This is a genomic window from Flavobacterium sp. N502540, assembly GCF_025947365.1.
GTDB lineage: Bacteria > Bacteroidota > Bacteroidia > Flavobacteriales > Flavobacteriaceae > Flavobacterium.
Genome location: NZ_CP110012.1, coordinates 4,090,921 through 4,105,618 on the forward strand (window position 1 = coordinate 4,090,921; position 14,698 = coordinate 4,105,618).

13 protein-coding genes are annotated in these 14,698 nt (G+C 35.1%); 10 read left to right on the forward strand and 3 right to left on the reverse strand.

The genetic code is table 11. From position 1 onward, the window contains the following. The 3 genes from OLM58_RS17195 to OLM58_RS17205 form a co-directional block, all read right to left on the reverse strand. Positions 1-555, reverse strand: coding sequence for a DUF3575 domain-containing protein (locus OLM58_RS17195; protein WP_264529861.1), 555 nt, complete (start codon positions 553-555; stop codon positions 1-3). 128 nt (positions 556-683) lie between these two features. Beyond that, the gene (locus OLM58_RS17200; RefSeq protein WP_264529862.1) at positions 684-1,241 is read right to left on the reverse strand and encodes a GNAT family N-acetyltransferase; all 558 of its coding nucleotides are present in this window, start codon (positions 1,239-1,241) and stop codon (positions 684-686) included. Between the two features lie 11 nt (positions 1,242-1,252). Continuing rightward, on the reverse strand, positions 1,253-2,104 hold the full coding sequence (locus tag OLM58_RS17205) for an aldose 1-epimerase family protein (protein WP_264529863.1): 852 nt from the start codon (positions 2,102-2,104) through the stop codon (positions 1,253-1,255). A gap of 186 nt (positions 2,105-2,290) precedes the next feature. Between OLM58_RS17205 and OLM58_RS17210 the strand changes: the two genes are divergently transcribed. From OLM58_RS17210 to OLM58_RS17255, 10 genes are all read left to right on the forward strand, one after another. After that, complete coding sequence (locus OLM58_RS17210; RefSeq protein ID WP_264529864.1) at positions 2,291-4,561, forward strand: M1 family metallopeptidase; 2,271 nt, start codon at positions 2,291-2,293, stop codon at positions 4,559-4,561. Between the two features lie 468 nt (positions 4,562-5,029). Beyond that, entirely contained in the window at positions 5,030-5,671 is a 642-nt protein-coding gene (locus OLM58_RS17215) for a GNAT family N-acetyltransferase (RefSeq protein ID WP_264529865.1), read from the forward strand. A 65-nt stretch (positions 5,672-5,736) separates the two neighbouring features. Next, positions 5,737-6,930, forward strand: a complete 1,194-nt coding sequence (locus OLM58_RS17220) for an argininosuccinate synthase (RefSeq protein WP_017497102.1) — start codon at positions 5,737-5,739, stop codon at positions 6,928-6,930. Beyond that, positions 6,923-7,900 carry an N-acetyl-gamma-glutamyl-phosphate reductase gene (argC, locus tag OLM58_RS17225; RefSeq protein WP_264529866.1) on the forward strand — a complete coding sequence of 326 codons (978 nt, stop codon included), beginning with the start codon at positions 6,923-6,925 and terminating at the stop codon, positions 7,898-7,900. Before OLM58_RS17220 ends, argC begins: the two co-directional genes overlap by 8 nt. A 145-nt stretch (positions 7,901-8,045) precedes the next feature. Continuing rightward, on the forward strand, positions 8,046-9,185 hold the full coding sequence (locus OLM58_RS17230) for an aspartate aminotransferase family protein (protein ID WP_264529867.1): 1,140 nt from the start codon (positions 8,046-8,048) through the stop codon (positions 9,183-9,185). Positions 9,186-9,272: 87 nt separating this feature from the next. Then, a complete protein-coding gene (locus OLM58_RS17235) occupies positions 9,273-10,466 on the forward strand; it encodes a glutamate-5-semialdehyde dehydrogenase (protein ID WP_264529868.1) in 1,194 nt (397 codons plus the stop codon). Between the two features lie 292 nt (positions 10,467-10,758). Beyond that, positions 10,759-11,520, forward strand: coding sequence for a glutamate 5-kinase (gene proB / locus OLM58_RS17240; RefSeq protein WP_264529869.1), 762 nt, complete (start codon positions 10,759-10,761; stop codon positions 11,518-11,520). A gap of 89 nt (positions 11,521-11,609) precedes the next feature. Then, a complete protein-coding gene (locus OLM58_RS17245) occupies positions 11,610-12,557 on the forward strand; it encodes an N-acetylornithine carbamoyltransferase (RefSeq protein WP_264529870.1) in 948 nt (315 codons plus the stop codon). A 101-nt stretch (positions 12,558-12,658) separates the two neighbouring features. Continuing rightward, the gene (argB, locus tag OLM58_RS17250) at positions 12,659-13,432 is read left to right on the forward strand and encodes an acetylglutamate kinase (protein WP_264529871.1); all 774 of its coding nucleotides are present in this window, start codon (positions 12,659-12,661) and stop codon (positions 13,430-13,432) included. Positions 13,433-13,517: 85 nt separating this feature from the next. Then, complete coding sequence (locus OLM58_RS17255) at positions 13,518-14,588, forward strand: M20 family metallo-hydrolase (RefSeq protein WP_264529872.1); 1,071 nt, start codon at positions 13,518-13,520, stop codon at positions 14,586-14,588. Positions 14,589-14,698: the final 110 nt, after the last annotated feature.

The following is a 14,698-nucleotide window of genomic DNA, read 5'->3' on the forward strand; positions in this document are numbered from 1 at the left end:
TTACAATTTATAAGAAATCATAACACCTCCTCGGTATGGAAGCCATTCGCCACTCTTGTTCCAGTTTTGCGCTTTTTCATATCTTCCGGGAGTTCCATCATTGTAATAACCATGATAAAAACCTTGGTGCCAGCCACCTCCTGCAAAAATATCCAGTAAAAATTTATCACTTAGCTTTATGTTATACCCAACAGTAACTCCTAAGCGGTAACCAAAACCATCTTCGTATTTATTGGTACCCCAGTAATTCCATTTTTGAATTTCGTAAATGTCCGGGCCTGCATGACCACCTACATAAAAACCATTGTAATTTTCTTTAAAATGGTAACGAAGTTCGGGTGTTAATGTGTATAATTTCATTGGACTATGTCCGTTGAAAGATTCCCAAAATGATGCCATTACATCAACACTAAAGGTTAGATTTTTTCCTATACTGGTTTCAACTCCAACATTTGGTATTGCCAATAAAGCGGTTGCAGCATTAAACTTAATAAAAGTTTGACTTTGAGACTGAACTGAAAAGAAAAGAACTAGGGCAATAAAAATTTTTTTCATAAAAATAGACTTTCGATATGTTGAAATAAGTTCTTATTTCTTATTTCGACTGCAAATATAACGCAAAGCAGGTCTTTCTATTATCCGGAATAATTAATTTAACAGGAATGTTTTTTTGCTAACTAAATTTACGATTTCTTATTATCTACTAATGAGTAGATTACACTGTCGAGATACTTGCCGTCATAAAGTTCACATTCTTTAAAATGTCCTTCTTTAATAAAACCACACTTCTGTAATACTTTTTCAGAGGCATAGTTTTCAGGATCTATCACAGCCTCGATTGAATGTAACTTTAGTTCTTCAAATCCATAAGTGATTAGTCGGTTTACAGATTCTGGGATGATACCTTTTCCGTGAAATTCCGGAAGCAAAATATATCCAATTTCAGCACGATGATGCTCTGGCTGCATTCTGTAGTAACCAATGATTCCCAGTAATTTAGGATTGTCTTTTAGAGTGATTCCCCAATTGATTCCTTCATTTGCGACAATTTTGTCTTCAATCATTTTAATATGTGCTAAAGCATCTTCAGAATCTTTGACTAAGGGACGAGGGATGAATTTCATAGTTTCAGGATTCGAACGCAATTCGAAAACTTCATTAACATCATCATTTGTGATTCTTCGTAAAAGCAAACGTTCTGTTTCGATTACGGGGAATGGAGTAAAATTAAATTCCAGCATTTTTTTGTAGATTATAATATTGATATACTAAATTTTGAATTATAGGTTTGATCAGCTTCCAGAACTAAAATTCCTTCTTTTTCGAATAAATTTCCCGAATTTTCAGCGGTGTCAGAGTATCCAAGCCAAGGTTCGATACAAATAAAAGGAGCTTGTGGTTTTGTCCAGATTCCTAAACTTAGAAAATCTTCAAAATCAACTTTGACATAGGGTTCGGAGTTTTGAAGAAGTGTTAACGATTTTGATTTTAGAGTTTTAAAAATTAATGCATCGTTTTCGAATAATTGGTAGTCAAACGGAATTAAACCATTTTGGCCCTTCAGGATTTCTGTTTGATTAGAAATTAAGTCATTTTCTAAAAGATAATATTCCAAAACTTCTTGTTTTTCAAATTGGAATGCATAATTTTCAAAAGCTTCAGGTAATGCGATCGCAGGGTGAGCCCCGATTGAGAATGGCATTTTATTTTTACCTGTGTTGATTACTTTATACTCGATATTCAACGTTGTGTTTTCAATGCTGTAAATGAGTTGTAGTTCAAATTCAAAAGGATATTTTTCTAATGTTTCGGTATTTGATTTTAAAGAGAAAATCGCTGTGTTGTCAGTTTTTTCGATTAATTGAAAGTTCATATCACGTGCAAAACCATGTCTTGGTAATTGATACTCTTTTTCGTCTATTGTATAAGTATTGTTTTTAAGGGTACCTACAATAGGAAAAAGTACCGGAGAATGTTTGCCCCAAAAGTTTGGATTACCTTCCCAAATGTATTCTTTGTTTTGATTGTCTTTTAATGAAAATAATTCTGCTCCGAAATGTTTTATTGAGACGCTTATCGCTGAATTGTAGATAGTTGTATTCAAAGTGTTTGAAATTGAAAAAGATTAGTGATAGACTGATGTAAATATATTTTATAAATTTTAGTTTTTTAGGAAAATAGCTTAAAATATTTTTTGCATAAAATTTTGCTAAAATTGGATTTACGTTTTATAATTTCTCTGTAAATAGCTTTTTTTTTCATTAATTTGCTACATAAACAGCTAAAAAATATGAAAAAACAATCCTCAAAAGCCTTATTGACTATGGCTTTGTTTGTTGGAGTTTCTTCTGTCTGGGCACAGCAAACACCTCCTGCAACAGTAGTAAATCCTGTTAACAATTACGATTATCACGATGCGTTTGGACCAAATTTTTATACTAAAAATGGAACACCAACGCGTTCTGCAAATGGTCAGCCGGGAGTTGAATATTGGCAAAACAGAGCCGATTATCAGATAACGGCAAAATTAAACGGAACTACGAATGAAATTATTGGTACAGATGAGATCACTTACACTAATAATAGTCCCGATAAAATGTCATTTGTGTGGCTGAATTTAGATCAAAATCTATTTAAAAATGATTCACGAGGAAATGCGGTAGTGCCGCTTACAGGAAGTCGTAATGGGGCCCAAGGACAGGTTTTTGACGGAGGTAATAAAATTAAATCTGTAAAAGTAATTTCAGGAGGAAAGAAAAAGACTGAAATTGAAGCAAAATATGTAATTACAGATACCAGAATGCAGATATTTCTTCCGGAAACATTAGCATCAAAAGGAGGAGCTGTAAAAATTAAAATTGAGTTTTCGTTCATTGCGCCTTTTGAAGGATCAGACAGAATGGGAGTTTTAGAAACTAAAAATGGTAAAATTTTTACGATTGCACAGTGGTATCCACGTATGTGTGTGTACGATGATATAAAAGGATGGAATACTGCACCATATTTAGGTGCGTCAGAGTTTTACTTAGAATATGGAAATTTTGATGTAAAATTAACGGTACCTGCAAACCATTATGTTGTAGGATCAGGAGAGTTGATAAATGGTGCAGAAGTATTGCCTGCAGAACAGTTTAAACGCTATAAAGAAGCAGGTCAAAGTGATAAAACCGTTACAATTCGTTCTGCGGAAGAAGTTGCTGCAACAGCAAATTCAAAAGCAGCAGGAGAGAAAACGTGGCATTATCAAATAAAAAATGCTCGAGATTTTTCTTGGGCTTCCTCAGCAGCTTTTGTTTTAGATGGTGCGAAAATTAACCTGCCTAGTGGTAAAAAAGCATTGGCTTTATCAGCTTATCCGGTAGAAAGTGGCGGAAAAGAAGCTTACGGACGTTCAACTGAATATGTAAAAGCATCAATTGAGCATTATTCTAAACAATGGTTTGAATATCCTTATCCGGTAGCCACAAACGTTGCAGGTAATGAGGGTGGAATGGAATATCCGGGAATTGTTTTTTGCAGTTGGGATTCAAAAGGGCAAGAATTATGGGGGGTAACCGATCATGAATTTGGACATATTTGGTTTCCTATGATTGTGGGCTCAAACGAAAGATTATTTGGCTGGATGGATGAAGGATTTAATACTTTTATTAACTCACTTAGTACGGCAGACTTTAATAAGGGAGAGTATAATGAAGCACCATCAGATTTGAATAAATTAGCAGAGTCTTTTACGAGACCAAATTTAGAGACCATAATGAGTTCGCCTGATAATATGAAGGAGGCCAATATTGGTACGTTGTGTTATTTTAAACCAAGTTCGGGTTTAATAATTTTAAGAGAACAAGTTTTAGGAAAAGAGCGTTTTGATCTTGCTTTTCGTACTTACATAGAGCGTTGGGCTTATAAGCATCCTCAGCCGGATGATTTCTTCAGATCGATGGAAAATGTGGCGGGTGAAGATTTGAGTTGGTTCTGGAGAAGCTGGTTTGTAAACAACTGGCGTTTTGATCAGGGGATTAATTCGATTAAATACATAAAAAATGACCCGTCAAAAGGAGTTGCGATTACAGTTGAAAATTTCGATAAAATGCCTATGCCGGTTATTTTAGATGTGAAAACAAAAAGCGGGAAAGTTACAAGAGTGAAATTGCCTGTAGAAGTTTGGCAACGTAATAAGGTATGGACTTTCAAACATAATTCTACTGAAGAGATAGAAAGTATAACACTTGATCCTGATCATGTTTTCCCTGATAATAATGTAGCCAATAATGTTTGGACAGGGGGAAACGGTAAAATAGAGAAAGACGTGGTTTTAGATGGCTATGTAGGAACGTATTCAACCTCAAGAGCACCTTTGAAAATCGACTTTTCAGAAAAAAATAGTGCATTGACTGTTCAAATAACAAACTATCCTAAGTTTACGGTTAAGGCGGTAGAAAATGAAAAAGATGTCTTTCAATCAGCTGAAGCTGGATTAAAATTTAAATTTAATGAAGCCAAAAGTGGTTTTGATATGATTATTTTAAGTAGCGGTGATTCGATACCGTTTACTAAAAATTAAAATATAAAAAGTTAATTTATTAAAAGCCCGATAGTTATTTGTAGCTATCGGGTTTTTTATGGACTAGTATTAACATTTTGTAAAAAAAATGTTAGAATTTTATTTTTTTGTTTTGTAAATAAAAAAATAGTGTACTTTTGCAGTCGATGAATAAAATAAGTTTACATATAACTTCTTTGTCACGGACAAACTCAGCTGTAACTTCTCCCGAAGTACGGACGCTATCTCTATAGTGTTCACCGAGTTTTTCGCCGCGTATTTATTTCTATTCATTTTTCATCTTGAAATCACATCATTTGTCCATTGGACAAACATATCCTAAAAGTATATATTATTTTTTGAATTTTCTTAATCAAGTTTTTGATTTTGAGAATGTTACTTCTATTTTGCTTATTTTTATTGGATTGAATTCAGGATTTCAAACTAAACAATACGTTTTAATTTTTAACTCTAACTTCAACTATTGAAATGAAAATCTCTATTGTTGTTACTCAGGAAGAACACTTCAAATTCGCACAGGAAATTTGCGATACAATAGAATCATCAGCCTTATTAAGAGGCACCGGGATTGCTAAAAGAACTCCTGAATATATTCAGAAAAAAATGTCAAATGGTGATGCGATGATTGCTCTGGCAGATGGAAAATTTGCAGGTTTTTGTTACATCGAAAGCTGGCAGCACGGAAAATTTGTAGCTCATTCGGGCTTAATCGTACATCCAGATTACAGAAGTTTAGGCTTGGCCAAAAAAATCAAGTCAAAAGTTTTCGATTATTCTTTAGAAAGATATCCTGAGGCTAAGATATTTGGTATTACAACAGGTTTGGCCGTAATGAAAATAAACTCTGATTTGGGATACAAACCAGTACCTTTTTCTGAGCTGACTACCGATCCAAGTTTTTGGGCAGGCTGTAAAACCTGTACCAATTACGAAATTTTAAAAAGCAAAGAAAATAAAATGTGTCTTTGTACGGGGATGTTGTATGATCCAAAAGACAAACAAAAAGATCCGCCAAAACACCCATTTAACGTAGCTGTTTTAAGCAGATTGAAAAAAATCAAGCAAGCTTTGTTCCTGAATAAAACGTTGTTTTTCGGGTTCTTATCTTAAAAATTAAACAAAAAATAGAATCTCAAACGTGCTAAATACGAAAGTATTAGCTTAAATTATAAAAAATGAAAAAAGTTGTATTAGCTTATAGTGGAGGATTAGATACCTCGTATTGTTTGAAATATTTAAAAAATGAAAAAGGATATGAAGTTCATACGGTTCTGGTAGATACTGGAGGATTTGATGAAGAAGAATTATCAGCTATCGAAAAGAGAGCATATGAGTTAGGAAGCGCACAACACGCAAACCTGACAATTGTAGACAAATATTATGACAAAGCTATAAAATATTTGATCTTCGGAAATGTATTAAAAAACAATACGTATCCGTTATCAGTGAGCGCTGAACGTGTTTTTCAGGCAATTGAAGCGATCAAATATGCTAAAAAAGTTGGAGCAAGTGCCATTGCACACGGAAGTACAGGTGCAGGAAATGATCAAATCCGTTTCGATTTAATTTTTCAGACTATTGCTCCTGAAATTGAAATCATTACTCCAATTAGAGATTTAAAACTTTCAAGACAAGAAGAAGTAGATTATTTGTCTAAGAATGGAGTGCATTATTCTTGGGAGAAAGCACAGTATTCAATCAATAAAGGGCTTTGGGGAACTAGTGTGGGAGGTAAAGAAACCTTAACGTCAAGTGAACCTCTGCCAAGTGAAGCTTATCCTTCGCAATTACAAAAAGAAGGAGAAGAAAAAGTGACTTTGCATTTTGAGCAGGGAGAATTAGTAGCGTTAAACGGTAAAAAAGATGTTCCTGAAAAAAATATTGTCAAACTTGAAAAGCTGGCAAATGCTTATGCTATCGGGAGAGATATTCACGTAGGTGATACCATTATCGGGATTAAAGGAAGAGTTGGTTTTGAAGCTGCCGCGCCGTTAATTATCATCAAAGCTCACCATTTACTGGAGAAACATACACTTGGTAAATGGCAGCAATACTGGAAAGAACAATTAGGAAACTGGTACGGAATGTTATTTCACGAAGGGCAGTTTTTAGATCCGGTAATGCGTAATATCGAAACCTTTTTGCAGGACACACAAAAAACTGTGAACGGAACCGTAACAGTTTCATTAAAACCATATCATTTTTCACTTGACGGAATTGAATCTAAAAATGATTTAATGAATACAGGTTTTGGTCAGTATGGAGAAATGAATAATGCATGGACATCCGACGATGCAAAAGGATTTATTAAGATTTTAGGTAATGCTCAAAACATATTTTCATCTGTAAACCATTTAGATCATGATTAATGTCGGAATAATTGGTGGCTCAGGCTATACAGCCGGAGAGCTCATCAGAATCTTAATGTATCATCCCAAAGTAAACATTGATTTTGTTTACAGTACAACCAATTCGGGAAAACCGCTTTCTGTGGCACATCAGGATTTGATGGGAGATATTGAAATGAATTTTACTGATGTGGTTAATCCGAATGTAAATGTGGTATTTCTATGTCTTGGTCACGGAAAATCTATTTCATTTTTGAAAGAGAATCAGTTTGCAAGCCACACGAAAATCATCGATCTGGGTAATGATTTCAGATTGAATAAAGATGCCCATTTTGAAGGAAAAGATTTTGTTTATGGTCTTCCGGAATTGAATAAACCAGCGATCAAAAAGGCAAATTATATTGCAAACCCGGGTTGTTTTGCTACAGCGATCCAATTGGCTTTGCTGCCTTTAGCAAACAGTGATCTGTTGCTTAATGATGTACATATTAATGCAACAACCGGAAGTACCGGAGCCGGAGTGGGACTTTCAGAAACGTCTCATTTTAGCTGGAGAAACAACAATATGTCACATTACAAAGCTTTCGAACACCAGCATTTGGGAGAAATTGGAGAAAGTTTGGTTCAGTTACAAGATGATTTTGAAAGTGAATTACTCTTTATTCCAAATAGAGGAGATTTTCCAAGAGGAATTTTTGCTACACTTTATACAATTTCCGATGAAAGTCTGGAACAGACGGTATCCAGATACGAAGAATTCTATAAAAATGAGCCTTTTGTAACCGTGACAACAACAAACATCAATATGAAACAAGTTGTTCAAACTAACAAATGTATCATTAGTTTAACAAAAAAAGGAAACCGGATATTGATCACTTCAATTATTGACAATTTAACCAAAGGTGCTTCAGGACAAGCGATTCAAAACATGAATTTAATGTTTGGATTAGAAGAAACCACCGGTTTAAAATTGAAACCAAGCGGATTTTAGGAAAAATTTGTTTCAAGTTTCAGGTTTTACGTTCTGTACGTAACTTGAGATTTGAAACTCAAATCAGGTTCAAGTTGAAGTTCCAAGTTTAACGTTTAACGAGCAACTTGTAACTTGAAACATGAAACAAAATAAACAAAAACATATGAACTTATTCAACGTTTACCCATTATACGATATCACTCCGGTTAAAGCTATAGATTGTACAATTGTAGATGACAAAGGAGTAGAATACTTAGATTTATACAGCGGACATGGTGTAATTTCGATTGGCCATACACAACCGGATTACGTAACCAAATTAAAGAACCAGTTGGATCATTTAGGATTTTATTCCAACGCGATTCAGAATCCATTACAGGTAGAGCTGGCTCAGAAATTAGGAAAGCTGTCAGGATTGGAAGAGTATGAGTTGTTTTTGTGTAGTTCAGGTGCTGAAGCCAACGAAAATGCTTTAAAATTAGCCTCTTTTCATAACGGAAAATCAAGAGTTGTAGCTTTTGATAATTCTTTTCACGGAAGAACCTCTGCAGCAGTTGCTGTTACCGATAATAAAAAAATTGTTGCCCCAATAAATGCGCAACAGAAAGTTACTTTTTTACCCTTAAATCAAATCGAATTAGTTGAAGCAGAACTTGCAAAAGGTGATGTTACAGCAGTAATTATTGAAGGAATTCAAGGAGTAGGAGGTTTAGACGAGGGAACAACCGAATTTTTTCAGGCTCTGGAAAAAGCCTGTAAAAAGCACGATGTGGTTTTGATTTTAGACGAAGTACAGTCAGGATACGGAAGAAGCGGAAAATTCTTTGCCTTCCAACATCACGGAATCAATGCTGATATTATTTCGGTTGCTAAAGGAATGGGGAATGGTTTTCCGGTTGGAGCTATTTTAATCTCTCCAAAATTTGAAGCAAGTTTCGGATTGTTGGGAACCACTTTTGGAGGTAGTCATTTATCATGTGCTGCCGGAATTGCAGTGCTGGATGTAATTGAAAAATTGGATTTACAGAAGAATGTAAACGAAGTTTCGGCTTATTTCTTAGAAAAAATTAAAGAAGTTGAAGGAATTAAAAAAGTAAAAGGGAAAGGTTTGATGCTTGGAGTGGAGTTTGATTTTGATGTAGCAGCTTTAAGGAAAAAACTAATCATCGAAAAACATATTTTCACGGGAAGTGCCAACAATAAAAATCTGTTGAGAATTCTTCCTCCATTAACAGTGAAGAAATCAGATATTGATACTTTCATTGCAGCTTTAAAAGAAAGTCTGGAAGAACTTAAAAATTAAAGTTTACCCATATACTGTTAATTCGTTTAATCGTTTATTTGGTTAATCGATTAAACGAATTAACAACTAACCAATTAAACCAAAAAAATGAACCCATTATCAATTGAAAAACGTAATCTGGTTTTGCGTGCTATGGCGCAGCTGGTCGAGCAGGAGCGGAACCAGATTATCTTAACCAATCAGGAAGATCTTGCTGATTATGACGGCTCAGACTTAGCAATGGAAGAGCGTTTAAAGGTAGATGATAAAAAAGTGGATGAAATGATTTTATCACTCAATCAACTGGCTTCACAAGAAGATCCGGTTGGAGTAGAACGTTTTCATTTTGTTCATGATAATGGCATAAAAGTGATTAACAAAACGGCCGCTTTCGGGACGATTTTAATCATTTACGAATCCCGCCCCGATGTTACAATTGAAGCTGGGGGAATAGCTTTTAAATCCGGAAATAAGATTTTATTGAAAGGTGGAAAAGAAGCTTTAAAATCGAATTTGAAAATTGTGAGTTTATGGCATCAGGCTTTAGAGAAAAACGGAGTTTCAAAGGACTGGGTGGAATATTTGAATTATAATCGCACAGAAACTCAGGCCTTTTTAGAAAAACCAACTCAAAAAGTAGATTTAATTGTTCCAAGAGGAGGAGAAAAGTTAATTGAGTTTGTCAAAGCACACGCCAGCTGCCCGGTTATTGTAAGCGGACGAGGAAATAATTTTGTCTACGTTCATGAAAAAGCAGATACGGATTTGGCTTTAAAAATAATTATAAATGCCAAAACTTCTAAAATTTCAGCTTGTAATGCAGTTGATAAGGTTTTAATAGATTCGAAGCTGCCTAATTTTGAAGGATTTACAGCTATTTTAATTGAAGAGCTAAAACAATATAAAGTAGAAGTAATTGTTGATGAGTCACTAAAAAGTTTTGAAGATACTGAAACACTTCAAAATGAAGATATTTGGTACGAAGAGTTTCTGGATTATAAAATCGTAATTGGAGCTATTGATTCTGAAGAAAATGCAATCGAAAAAATAAATAAATATTGTGGAGGACACTCGGCAGTAATTATTACTAGGGACGATAAGGCAGCACAGGAATTTATGGATGCTGTGGATACCGCAGCGGTTTATCAAAATGCTTCAACACGTTTTACAGATGGAGGACAGTTTGGTCTGGGAGGTGAATTAGCGATAAGTACCGATAAATTGCATCAGCGGGGTCCTATCGGACTTCAGCATCTCGTAACCAATAAATGGTACGTGTACGGAGAGGGGCAAATTAGGTAATTGAGGCAAATTAGGTAATTGAGGCAATTAGATAATTAGACAATTAGATCGTTGGACTTTCTTAGGATTTTAGATTGTAAATTATTAGAATTTGGAATTTTAAAAATTGGAATTTATCAAAACAAAGCTTTGCGAACCTAGTGTTTATCCAGACAAAGAAATTAAAAAACCTTGCGCCCTTTGCGGTTAAATAGAGAATATGGCAAATAAGATAATTAAGGGAATTAGATAATTAGACAATTCTGAAAAAACTTAGAATCTCAGCATCTTAGAACCTTAGCACCTTTAAAAAATGAGTAAGAAGAGGATTTTATTAAAAATAGGAAGTAATACTTTAACCAAAGAAACCAATCATATTTCACGGGGAAAGATCGAAGACCTCGGAATGCAGATTGCAGCTTTAAATAAAGAGTACGAGTTTGTAATTGTGAGTTCCGGAGCAATCGCAGCGGCAAAGCAATTTGTAAAGCTCGAAAGTAAAGGAAAAGAAATTGTTGTGAAACAAGCCCTAGCATCAATCGGGCAGCCACATTTGATGCGGATTTTCCACGAGAATTTCAGCGATTTGGGATTATTGACATCACAATGTTTATTGTCTTATTCTGATTTCGAGAAAGAGCAGTCTAAAGTCAATATTGTCAATACTATAAACGTTTTGGTAGAGAACAATTACATTCCGATTATTAATGAAAATGATACGGTTGCTACAGATGAGATCCGGTTTGGAGACAACGATAAACTGGCAGCACTGACAGCCGTTCTTTTAAATGTTGATATTTTGATTATTGCCACCAATACAAATGGGATTTATACCAAAGATTCGATTCACGATGAAATTCCTGAAACGATCAAACTGGTAAAGGATTTAAGAATATTGGAAAATGAAATTGGAGAATCAAAATCATCACATGGAACAGGAGGGATGCAGTCGAAGATAGAAGCTGCCGCAATTGCAAAAGCTGCCAATATTGAAACCTGGATCGTTAACGGTTTAAATGATAATTTTATTTTGAAGGCTTTAAAGGATGAGATTCCCTTTACTAAAATAATCTAATGGGGCAATTAGAAAATTAGTTAATTAGATAATGCACAATTATCCAATTTTCTAATTATCACATTATCTAAATTAAAAAAGAAAAAACAATGAATTATATTTCAATACAAGATATCGACTCCTTATCAAAATGGGTGAAAGGTGCGTTAAAAATTAAAAAGAACCCACTTAAAAATCAGGCTTTAGGGAAGAATAAAACCTTAGGAATGTTATTTTTTAATCCAAGTTTAAGAACGCGTCTGAGTACTCAGAAAGCGGCTGTGAACTTAGGGATGAATGTTATGGTAATGAATTTTACCAACGAAGGCTGGACGTTAGAATTCGAAGATGGAGCCATTATGGATTCAGGTGCGTCAGAGCACATTAAAGAAGCTGCAGAAGTAGTGTCACAGTATTGCGATATTATTGCAATTCGTGCTTTCGCAGGTTTGGCAGACAAAGAAAAAGATTATGCTGAAACGGTAATTTCAGGATTTTTGAAACACGCAACCGTACCCATTGTAAATATGGAAAGTGCCGTACGTCATCCGATGCAATCTTTAGCGGATGCTATTACCATGGAAGAATACAAAACCAAGCATAAACCCAAAGTAGTACTTTCCTGGGCGCCTCATCCAAAAGCTTTGCCACAGGCCGTTGCCAATTCATTCGTAGAAATGATGCAAATGCAAAAAGATATGGATTTTGTAATCACACATCCGGAAGGTTACGAATTAAGCCCTGAAATCACAAAAGACTGTAAAATAGAATACGATCAGAACAAAGCGTTTGAAAATGCCGATTTTGTGTACGTAAAAAACTGGAGCAATTTTAACGACTACGGAAAAGTAACCAATACAGACCCAAACTGGACTGTTACAGCCGAGAAAATGGCTTTAACCAACAATGGGAAATTCATGCATTGTCTTCCTGTTCGTCGTAACGTTATTGTAAGCGATGAAGTACTCGACGGTAAGAATTCAATTGTAATTCAGCAGGCCAATAACAGAACATATTCAGCGCAGTTAGTTTTACAGAAGATTTTGAAAAAACTTTAATTTGAGGTACAAAGGCACAAAGCTGCAAAGGTACAAAGGTTAAAAAACCTTAAAAGAAACCTTTGAACCTTTGTCACTCTGAACCTCTGAACCTAAAAAAAATGAAAGTTACAGTAATAAAAATAGGTGGAAACATCATCGACAATCCGGCGGAACTAGAGCAATTCTTAACTGATTTTTCTAAAATAAAAGGTCATAAAGTACTAGTTCATGGTGGAGGAAAATCGGCTACAAAAATGGCTCAGAGTATTGGATTGGTGCCGCAAATGGTTGATGGACGCCGAATTACAGATGCTGCAATGCTTGATGTTGTGGTCATGATTTACGCAGGCCAAATCAACAAACATATTGTAGCGCAATTACAGTCAAAAGACAACAATGCGATAGGATTCTCTGGAGCTGATGGAAATTTAATCCAGTCTGTAAAACGAAACCACCCTACAATCGATTATGGCTTTGTGGGAGATGTAAAACAAGTTAACACCAAGTTATTGGCTACGTTATTAGAAAACGGAATTGTTCCTGTTTTCTGTGCCATCACACACGACAAAAACGGACAATTATTAAACACCAATGCCGATACCATTGCAAGTGAGTTATCCATTGCTTTGTCTGAAGTTTTTGAGGTTACATTGACCTATTGTTTTGAAAAGCAAGGCGTTTTGCAGGATTCAGAAGACGATACATCAGTGATAACCGAAATCAACGAAGCTTTATACAACAAACTTAAAGAAGAAAAAGTGATCCATTCCGGAATGATTCCAAAATTAGATAATTGCTTCAATAGTTTGTCAAGAGGAGTGCAGCAAATTAAAATCGGACACCACAAAATGCTTCAAAATTCGGAGATTCTGCATACAAGCATTACGTTATAAAAGAAAAAGTTGCTAAGTTCCTTAGAAACTAAGACTTTTGCAGTCTTAGAACCTTAGAATCTTAGTGCCTCAGTACCTAATAAAAATGAAAAATATAGAAACGCTTACTAAAGAAGCAATTAGTTTATTAAAAAGTCTTATCGAGACCCCTTCCTTTTCAAGTGAAGAAGACCAAACAGCCCTTTTAATCGAAAATTGGTTCAATCAAAACGAAATTCCTTTTCAAAGAGAAAACAATAATGTGTGGGCTTTCAACAAATATTTCGATGAAAATAAACCAACACTTTTATTAAACTCACACCACGATACGGTAAAACCCAATCAGGCTTATACTAACGATCCGTTTAAAGCCATCGAAAAGGATGGGAAACTATTTGGATTAGGAAGTAATGATGCCGGAGGCTGTCTGGTTTCGTTGCTGGCAACATTTGTGCATTTCTACGAAAACCAAAACTTATCACATAATATCGTTATTGTAGCTTCTGCCGAAGAAGAAAGCAGCGGAAAGAATGGTTTAAACAGCGTTTTAAAGCACTTACCAGAATTAGATTGCGCTATTGTGGGCGAACCTACTTTAATGCAATTGGCGGTTGCCGAAAAAGGATTGTTGGTTTTAGACGTAAAAGTCAAAGGAACCGCAAGTCATGCCGCACATCAAAACGACGATAATGCTATCTATAAATCAATTCCCGTAATGGAATGGTTTAAAAATTATAAATTCGATAAAATTTCGGAGGTTCTGGGTCCTGTAAAAATGACCGTAACGCAAATCAGTGCAGGAAAACAGCACAATGTAGTACCCTCAGAATGCGATTTAGTAGTCGATATTCGTGTGACTGACTGTTATTCGAACACAGAGATTCTTGAAGTAGTAAAAGCCAATATAAACGCCGAAGTAACGCCAAGATCAATGCATCTGAATGCCTCATCAATTCCGGTTGCACATGGTTTGGTACAAGCAGGAATCGCTTTAGGAAGAACTACTTATGGCTCACCTACACTTTCAGATCAGTCCGTTTTAAGCTGTCAGTCTTTAAAATTAGGACCTGGAGAAACCTTACGTTCACATTCAGCAGACGAATTTATTTTTGTAAATGAAATTGAAGAAGGAATCGATTTGTATATCAAAATACTAAACGGGTTCTTTAAATTATAATTGAAACGAAATTAAACCCGACAGGCTTCAAAAACCTGTCGGGTTTGTAATATAAACAGGCATATTGGTGTGATTAGAAAATAAAGACAAAGAAAGGAGTCTAACAATCT

Bases quoted from the DNA above. Each gene is read 5' to 3' on its own strand.
- OLM58_RS17195 (WP_264529861.1), bottom strand. From the start codon at position 555: ATGAAAAAAATTTTTATTGCCCTAGTTCTTTTCTTTTCAGTTCAGTCT.
- OLM58_RS17200 (WP_264529862.1), bottom strand. From the start codon at position 1,241: ATGCTGGAATTTAATTTTACTCCATTCCCCGTAATCGAAACAGAACGT.
- OLM58_RS17210 (WP_264529864.1), top strand. From the start codon at position 2,291: ATGAAAAAACAATCCTCAAAAGCCTTATTGACTATGGCTTTGTTTGTT.
- OLM58_RS17215 (WP_264529865.1), top strand. From the start codon at position 5,030: ATGAAAATCTCTATTGTTGTTACTCAGGAAGAACACTTCAAATTCGCA.
- OLM58_RS17220 (WP_017497102.1), top strand. From the start codon at position 5,737: ATGAAAAAAGTTGTATTAGCTTATAGTGGAGGATTAGATACCTCGTAT.
- argC (WP_264529866.1), top strand. From the start codon at position 6,923: ATGATTAATGTCGGAATAATTGGTGGCTCAGGCTATACAGCCGGAGAG.
- OLM58_RS17230 (WP_264529867.1), top strand. From the start codon at position 8,046: ATGAACTTATTCAACGTTTACCCATTATACGATATCACTCCGGTTAAA.
- OLM58_RS17235 (WP_264529868.1), top strand. From the start codon at position 9,273: ATGAACCCATTATCAATTGAAAAACGTAATCTGGTTTTGCGTGCTATG.
- proB (WP_264529869.1), top strand. From the start codon at position 10,759: ATGAGTAAGAAGAGGATTTTATTAAAAATAGGAAGTAATACTTTAACC.
- OLM58_RS17245 (WP_264529870.1), top strand. From the start codon at position 11,610: ATGAATTATATTTCAATACAAGATATCGACTCCTTATCAAAATGGGTG.
- argB (WP_264529871.1), top strand. From the start codon at position 12,659: ATGAAAGTTACAGTAATAAAAATAGGTGGAAACATCATCGACAATCCG.
- OLM58_RS17255 (WP_264529872.1), top strand. From the start codon at position 13,518: ATGAAAAATATAGAAACGCTTACTAAAGAAGCAATTAGTTTATTAAAA.